Source organism: Rhodopseudomonas sp., assembly GCF_036404135.1.
GTDB lineage: Bacteria > Pseudomonadota > Alphaproteobacteria > Rhizobiales > Xanthobacteraceae > Rhodopseudomonas_A.
The window spans coordinates 1-6,433 of sequence record NZ_DASWPE010000057.1; the positions used below are offsets into that span (position 1 = coordinate 1).

8 protein-coding genes are annotated in these 6,433 nt (G+C 65.8%); 4 read left to right on the forward strand and 4 right to left on the reverse strand.

Annotated elements, in window-relative coordinates:
* Positions 1–299: 299 nt before the first annotated feature.
* A complete protein-coding gene (locus VGC77_RS06520) occupies positions 300–1,019 on the reverse strand; it encodes an Ig-like domain-containing protein (RefSeq protein ID WP_331170761.1) in 720 nt (239 codons plus the stop codon).
* Between the two features lie 244 nt (positions 1,020–1,263).
* On the opposite strand from VGC77_RS06520, the gene VGC77_RS06525 reads away from it, so the two are divergent.
* Complete coding sequence (locus tag VGC77_RS06525) at positions 1,264–1,560, forward strand: hypothetical protein (protein ID WP_331170762.1); 297 nt, start codon at positions 1,264–1,266, stop codon at positions 1,558–1,560.
* Positions 1,561–2,114: 554 nt separating this feature from the next.
* Here the strand turns inward: VGC77_RS06525 and VGC77_RS06530 are convergent.
* Entirely contained in the window at positions 2,115–3,770 is a 1,656-nt protein-coding gene (locus VGC77_RS06530; protein WP_331170763.1) for a fumarate hydratase, read from the reverse strand.
* Positions 3,771–3,976: 206 nt separating this feature from the next.
* On the opposite strand from VGC77_RS06530, the gene VGC77_RS06535 reads away from it, so the two are divergent.
* Positions 3,977–4,336: a hypothetical protein gene (locus tag VGC77_RS06535; protein WP_331170764.1), complete on the forward strand. Its 360-nt coding sequence runs from the start codon at positions 3,977–3,979 to the stop codon at positions 4,334–4,336.
* 151 nt (positions 4,337–4,487) lie between these two features.
* On the opposite strand, the gene VGC77_RS06540 is transcribed toward VGC77_RS06535, so the two are convergent.
* Together VGC77_RS06540 and VGC77_RS06545 are read right to left on the reverse strand one after the other, a co-directional pair.
* Positions 4,488–4,718, reverse strand: a complete 231-nt coding sequence (locus VGC77_RS06540; RefSeq protein ID WP_331170765.1) for a hypothetical protein — start codon at positions 4,716–4,718, stop codon at positions 4,488–4,490.
* Positions 4,705–4,986 (reverse strand): BrnT family toxin, encoded by a 282-nt coding sequence (locus VGC77_RS06545; RefSeq protein WP_331170766.1) that lies wholly within the window; start codon positions 4,984–4,986, stop codon positions 4,705–4,707. The genes VGC77_RS06540 and VGC77_RS06545 overlap by 14 nt, the downstream gene beginning before the upstream one ends.
* A 251-nt stretch (positions 4,987–5,237) precedes the next feature.
* On the opposite strand from VGC77_RS06545, the gene VGC77_RS06550 reads away from it, so the two are divergent.
* Positions 5,238–5,732: a hypothetical protein gene (locus VGC77_RS06550; protein ID WP_331170767.1), complete on the forward strand. Its 495-nt coding sequence runs from the start codon at positions 5,238–5,240 to the stop codon at positions 5,730–5,732.
* Positions 5,733–5,987: 255 nt separating this feature from the next.
* A complete protein-coding gene (locus VGC77_RS06555) occupies positions 5,988–6,182 on the forward strand; it encodes a hypothetical protein (protein WP_331170768.1) in 195 nt (64 codons plus the stop codon).
* The last annotated feature ends 251 nt before the right edge of the window (positions 6,183–6,433 follow it).

The following is a 6,433-nucleotide window of genomic DNA, read 5'->3' on the forward strand; positions in this document are numbered from 1 at the left end:
CGGCTCGGCGGCTGGGACGACTATCCATCGTCCAAACCTCCCGGCCCCATCACCTTCAAGCACGGCCTCGAACGCTTCTCCGCCATCGCCGCAGGATGGAGCCTCAGAGATGTGTGCATGCCTTAGTGCGCACGCAGGGACCCATCACCCTCGCGTGCGAGATGAAGACATGGCGCCGCCACAGCGCAACAACGCGACTCCGCGCCGTATGAGTCCCTGCGTGCGCAGGGACGACCCGTTGAAATGTCGAGACCACCTGACACGGCAGGTGCGCGCTGCGCGCCCGGGATGACGTCGAACTACATCCCGCGCGGCAGGGCCTGGGCGTCGCGAACGAGCGCCACGCCGACGCTCTGCTCGAGCGGCACCGAGATCGCCGGCGCGTGCTCGGCGTCGCCCTCATAGCTGGCGGTGATCGCGCGAAAACCCGGCGCCAGCGCCGAGGTGGTGAAGTTGGCGCTGCCGGAGCCGTCGAGCGCCAGATGCGCGGCGATCACCTGGTCGCCGTCGCGCAACGTCACAAACCCGCTGGCCGCCGTTTTGCCGGTGACGGTGACGCAGAGCGTCACCACTTCGCCCGGCGCGATCGGGTTTTGCGACGACGCCAGCACGACCTGCGGCCGGGCGACGACGCGGAGCGGCAGCGGCGCGGACTGCGCCGGCTGCACGATCAACGGCAGATAGTCCTGGGTGCCGCTGTAGTCGGCGCGGATCGCGTGCCGCCCCGGCGGCAGATCGCGCACCATGATGCGCGGCGACGCCACATCGGCCCAGCCCAGCACCACCAGCGTGGTCTCGTCGATGAACTGGATGCGGCCGCCGGGCACGCCGCCACCCTGCGGCGTGGTCACCGCCGCGGTCAGCGTCAGGGCCTCCCCGGCGATCGAGGGGTTGTCCGATGAGGTCAGCGTGACGATGGCCGTCTCGGCGATGATGATCGACTGCGCGTGGGCGGCCGCAGCCGCAATCAGCAACCCGGAAACAAGCGCCAGACCATGGCGAAGCGACACGACACGCATGACCGGCCTCCTGTGAGGAAAAGGGGCGATCCTTGCGCGTAGCCTCCGGAAACGGCGGATTGTAACAGAACGAAGGCGGCAGACAAACTCCGCGGCACTACGGAGCGCGCCGGGCGGCGCGCAAGCCGGCGGTCCCCATGGGCGCGCGGCAAAATCGCGCTTGTTGGCGCCGGTCGCGGCGTATTAAGACGGGGACCGCGTCCGCACCGTACCGGCGGCGCGAGGGGACAACAGGGAGAGAATGATGGCCGTGGACGGCACCTGGACTATCGTGATGACCACGCCGATGGGCGACCGCCAGGCGACGCTGGCGCTGCAAAGCTCCGGCACCACGTTGACCGGCACGCAATCCGCCGACGGCGATTCCGGCGAGATTTTCGACGGCACCGTGAACGGTGACGAGGTCGCCTGGAAACTGTCGATCACCAACCCGATGCCGCTGACACTGGCCTTCACCGGCAAGGTGTCCGGCGACGCCATCGAAGGCGAGATGGGGATCGGCCCGATGGGCTCGTTCCCGTTCAAGGGGACAAGGGCGTAAGACCGCGCGACATTCTCCGTCATGGCCGGGCTCGTCCCGGCCATCCACGGCCCCATGCAGGGCTTCGCTGGTCGGCGTGGAGACGGCCACGACGCATCGAGGGAAACGCCCTACACCTCGCTGCTCTTGGAAGCCGGCTTCATCGTCTCTCCACGCCACCGCCGTCATCCTGAGGCGCCGCCGAAGGCCCGCGGAGCGGGCTTCGGCGGCCTCGAAGGATGGGCTGTGGGCTCGGAGCTAGCGCGTCGCTCAGGGCCGCATCCTTCGAGGCCCTCGCTGCGCTCGGGCGCCTCAGGATGACGGCGCTTGCGCGGTGGTGCCTCAGAGGCTTACTCAAAAAGCGAGCAATGAAATCAGGCATTCAACCCGTCATTGCGAGGAGCTCTTGCGACGAAGCAATCCAGGACCACACGCGCAGCCCCTGGATTGCTTCGCGTCGAAGCCGACGCTGCGCGCCGGCCTCGGCTCGCAATGACAAAAACCCCTGGTTTTGCTCGCTGCTTTTTCGGCCAAGCTCCTCAGGATGACGGCGATCGCGCGGTGACGCGCCGCCCTCACCCCAGATTCAATTCCTTGAAGAAGTCGTTGCCCTTGTCGTCGATGATGATGAAGGCCGGAAAATCCTGCACCTCGATCTTCCAGATCGCCTCCATGCCGAGCTCCGGATATTCCACCAGCTCGACCTTCTTGATGCAGTGCTCGGCCAAGTTGGCCGCCGCACCGCCGATCGAGCCGAGATAGAAGCCGCCGTGTTTCTTGCAGGCCTCGCGCACCGCGACCGCGCGGTTGCCCTTGGCGACCATCACCATCGAGCCGCCGGCGGCCTGGAACTGATCAACAAAGGAATCCATCCGACCCGCGGTGGTCGGGCCGAATGCGCCCGAGGCATAGCCGTCCGGCGTCTTGGCGGGGCCGGCGTAATATACCGGATGGTTCTTGAAGTAGTCCGGCAGCGGCTCGCCCTTCTCCAGACGCTCGCGCAGCTTGGCATGCGCGGAATCCCGCGCCACGATCATGGTGCCGCTCAATGACAGCCTAGTCTTGGTCGGATATTTGCTCAGCGTCGCCAGAATCTCTTGCATCGGCTGGTCGAGGTCGATCTTCACCACCTCGCCGCCGAGCGCCTGCTCAACCTCCGGCAGGAAGCGCGCCGGGTTATGCTCGAGTTCCTCCAGATACACGCCGTCGCGGGTGATCTTGCCGAGCACCTGGCGATCGGCCGAGCACGACACCCCGAGCCCGATCGGCAAGCTGGCGCCATGGCGCGGCAGCCGGATCACGCGGACGTCGTGGCAGAAATATTTGCCGCCGAACTGCGCGCCGACCCCAAGCGACTGCGTCATCTTGAGGATTTCCTGCTCCATCTCCAGATCGCGGAAACCATTGCCGTTCTCGGAGCCGTGGGTCGGCAGCGCGTCGAGATATTTCGCCGACGCCAGCTTCACCGTCTTCATGCACAGTTCGGCCGAGGTGCCGCCGATCACGATCGCCAGATGATAGGGCGGGCACGCCGCGGTGCCGAGCGTCAGCACCTTTTCTTTCAGGAACGCCAGCAGCCGGTCTTTCGTGAGCACCGACGGCGTCGCCTGGAACAGAAAGCTCTTGTTGGCCGAGCCGCCGCCCTTGGCCATGAACATGAATTTGTAGGCGTCGTCGCCCTCGGCGTAGATCTCGCACTGCGCCGGCATGTTGTTGGCGGTGTTCTTCTCCTCGTACATCGACAGCGGCGCCACCTGCGAATAGCGCAGGTTGCGGCGCAGATAAGCGTCGCGGGCGCCCTCGCTGAGCGCGGCCTCGTCGCTGCCGTCGGTGATGACGTTAAAGCCCTTCTTGCCCATGATGATCGCGGTGCCGGTGTCCTGGCACATCGGCAGCACGCCGCCGGCGGCGATGTTGGCGTTCTTCAGAAAATCCAGCGCGACGAATTTGTCGTTCGGGCTGGCCTCGGTGTCGTCGAGGATGTTGCGCAACTGCTGCAGATGCTGCGGCCGCAGATAATGGTTGATGTCGCCGAACGCGGCCTCGCTCAAGGCCCGCAGCGCCTCGCGCTCCACCACCAGCATGGGGCGCCCCAGCACGATCTCGACCCGCACCCCCTCGGAGGTGATCTTGCGGTATGGCGTCTCGTCCTTCCCCAGCGGAAACAACGGGGTGTGCTTGTAGGACGGAACCGGGGTGGCGGCGGACGGGATCGGCGTGGGTGCGTTCATGAGCGGGGCCTCAAGGGGAATTTGCGCGCTCCTGTCTAGGCGCATTTGCGCCGATTTTGAAGCGTTCAAAATCGACCGCGGGGCGCCTGGGCTCGCTCCGCCATGAACCTCCAGGGCCTGTCGACAGACCTCTCATCAACCGCTGCGCCCGCGTCAGGACCGCGCGGCCGGATCTGCCCTGCCTTTCACCGCACGAGGAGCCAGCCATGCCCAGCTTCAAACTTCCGCTGTCCGGCGACGTCGTCCAGAACATCAGCCCGTGGACCGCCTTTCTGAGCCCGATCGGCAGCCAGTTCGGGCTGGTCAACATCACGCTGGGGCAATCCAGCGCGCCGCAGGTCGAGCAGGAGGTGCTGAACGACGTCGGCAGCTACGGCAAGCAGCTCGGCCGGATCGGCGACGCGCTGATCGTGCTGCTGGCGCACCTGCCCGCCGACGTCCGGTTGTCGCCCGACGAGTGCAAGGCGATCGACGCGCTCGACGACATGCTGCAGAAGATCGCCGACGTCAAAGCCAAGCACAACCGCGCGGCGCATCGCCCGCGCAGGATCGCCGCGGCGGCTTGAGGGGGGCGCGGAGCGGCGCGCAGACCCGTCTGGGGGGTGGTGTAGTCGCAGGGTGGCAAAGGCGCGTTAGCGCCGTTCGCACGCGATTCTCAAAGGTCGGACCGAGCCTTGAGGCAGTGGGCACGCTCCGCTTTGCCCGCCTTGCAAATCGCTACCCCTTCCCCTCCTGTTTCTCGGCATAGGCATCGACCAGCGCGCGGATCATGCGCTGGTAGGGCACCCGGCGCTTCTGTGCCGCGCGCTTGAAGTAGGCCACCGAGCGCTGCGACAGGCTGAGCGTCACCTTGACGTTTTCCTCGCGCAGCACGAGCTTGTCTGGCGACGGCAGAAAGTCCTCGACGATCCTGACGCGACCGATCTCGCCTTTGCTATACTTGACCATTGGCTTCTTCATAGATCGCTCGTCCTTTCCGCCAATAGCCGGCGCCGAAAATCCTGATCTTGCCGTTACGCCAAGTGAACCGCACCGTCAGGATACCGCCCTCGACTGCGCCGAAACAGAAATAGCGCGGCTCCCCGCGGCTGTGCTCAACATCCTCGGCGATCACGCGCCACGGATCGAGGAAGGCACGTTGCGCGACCTCGAAGGCAACGCCGTGTTTGGCGCGATTGAGGCGGTCTTTGGCGGCGTCCCATTCGAAATCGGACATCGGTCCGGTACTCGGTGATATGGTCAATCTACCATATTTTTGTATGGTTCTGCAAGCTCCTGAGAATCTGACCGAAAAAGCAACAAGTAAATCGGGATTTTGTCATTGCGAGCCAAGGCCGGCGCGGAGCGCGGCCGAAAAGCGAGGCAATCCCTGGGCTGCGCGTGGCGAACCCAGCGCAATGCATCTGCCCCGCTTGCATCCCGCGCGCCGCCGCGCTTCACTCTCCCCGGGACTGAGGAGACCGCGCGATGCCGTTGAGACGCCGGGCCGGCCGCAGGCCGGTCACCGCGCTGCTGGCGCCGGCCACGGCGCTATTGGCGGCGCTCTTGCTAGCGCCCGCCGCGGCGCGCGCCGACCGCTGCGACGACATCGCCCTACAATTGAAGCAGCAGATCGACGGCGTCACGATCGGCCGGACCATCGCCAATGCGATCTATCTCAGCCATCCCGCCGCCACGCAGGTCCGGCTCGGCTGCGCCAGCCGCAACGTCAGCAACGAATTGTCGGCCGCCGCCAAGGCCCGCAAGCCGTCCGCCGCCTTCCTGCAATTCGTCGCTGCCGCCAGCGCGATCATCTTCACGGTGCCGAAGGCCGATACGCTGCGCGGCGCCAGCCGCTGCCTCGGCCGGCTCGGGCTGTTGCACGGCGACGACGTCAAAACCCGCTACCGCCGGCTCGACATGCATTGCAGCCGCAGCAACACCGCGGCGAGCATCACCATCGCGCGGCGCCGCGACGAGTAGGCCGGCGATAGCGTTTTCGAGCGAAGTGGATCCCGGTTCGCGTGAAGAAAACGCGTCAAAATCAGAATTGAGAGCTTCGGTTCTGATCCATCAGAACCGAAATAGCGCGAAGATGGCATTTGAACGACGCCGCTCACCTGTTATTCATCACTGTGCCGCAACGCGTCCAATTGTGTCCAATTGTAAAAAAGGATTCACCACTCGTTGGCGCCGGCGGCGCACTGTCCGCAAGCGAGACAGTCGAAAGGACCTCCGATGAGTATTTCCAGCGTTACTGCGTCGCCGCCGCCCCCACCGCCGCCGCCGGTCGAAGCCAAGCCGGTTGCCAAGCCGGTCGAGGCGAAGGCGCCGAACACCGACGACAGCGACAACGCCGATTCCCGTTCCGCGCCGCCTCCCCCGCCGCCGTTGCCGCCGGGCCAAGGCACCCGCGTCGACATCATCGCCTGAGCCGGCGCGTCTTCATGATCAAGCCCCGCTGGTGCGGGGCTTTGGCGTTTGTGGACACACGTCCGTAACAGCTTCGCATTGCGGCGCGGCTGCCCTGCAGCCCCACCTCCGCGCGTCGTCCCTGCGCACGCACTAAGGCATGCACACATCTCTGAGGCTCCATCCTGCGGCGATGGCGGAGAAGCGTTCGAGGCCGTGCTTGAAGGTGATGGGGCCGGGAGGTTTGGACGATGGATAGCCGTCCCAGCCGC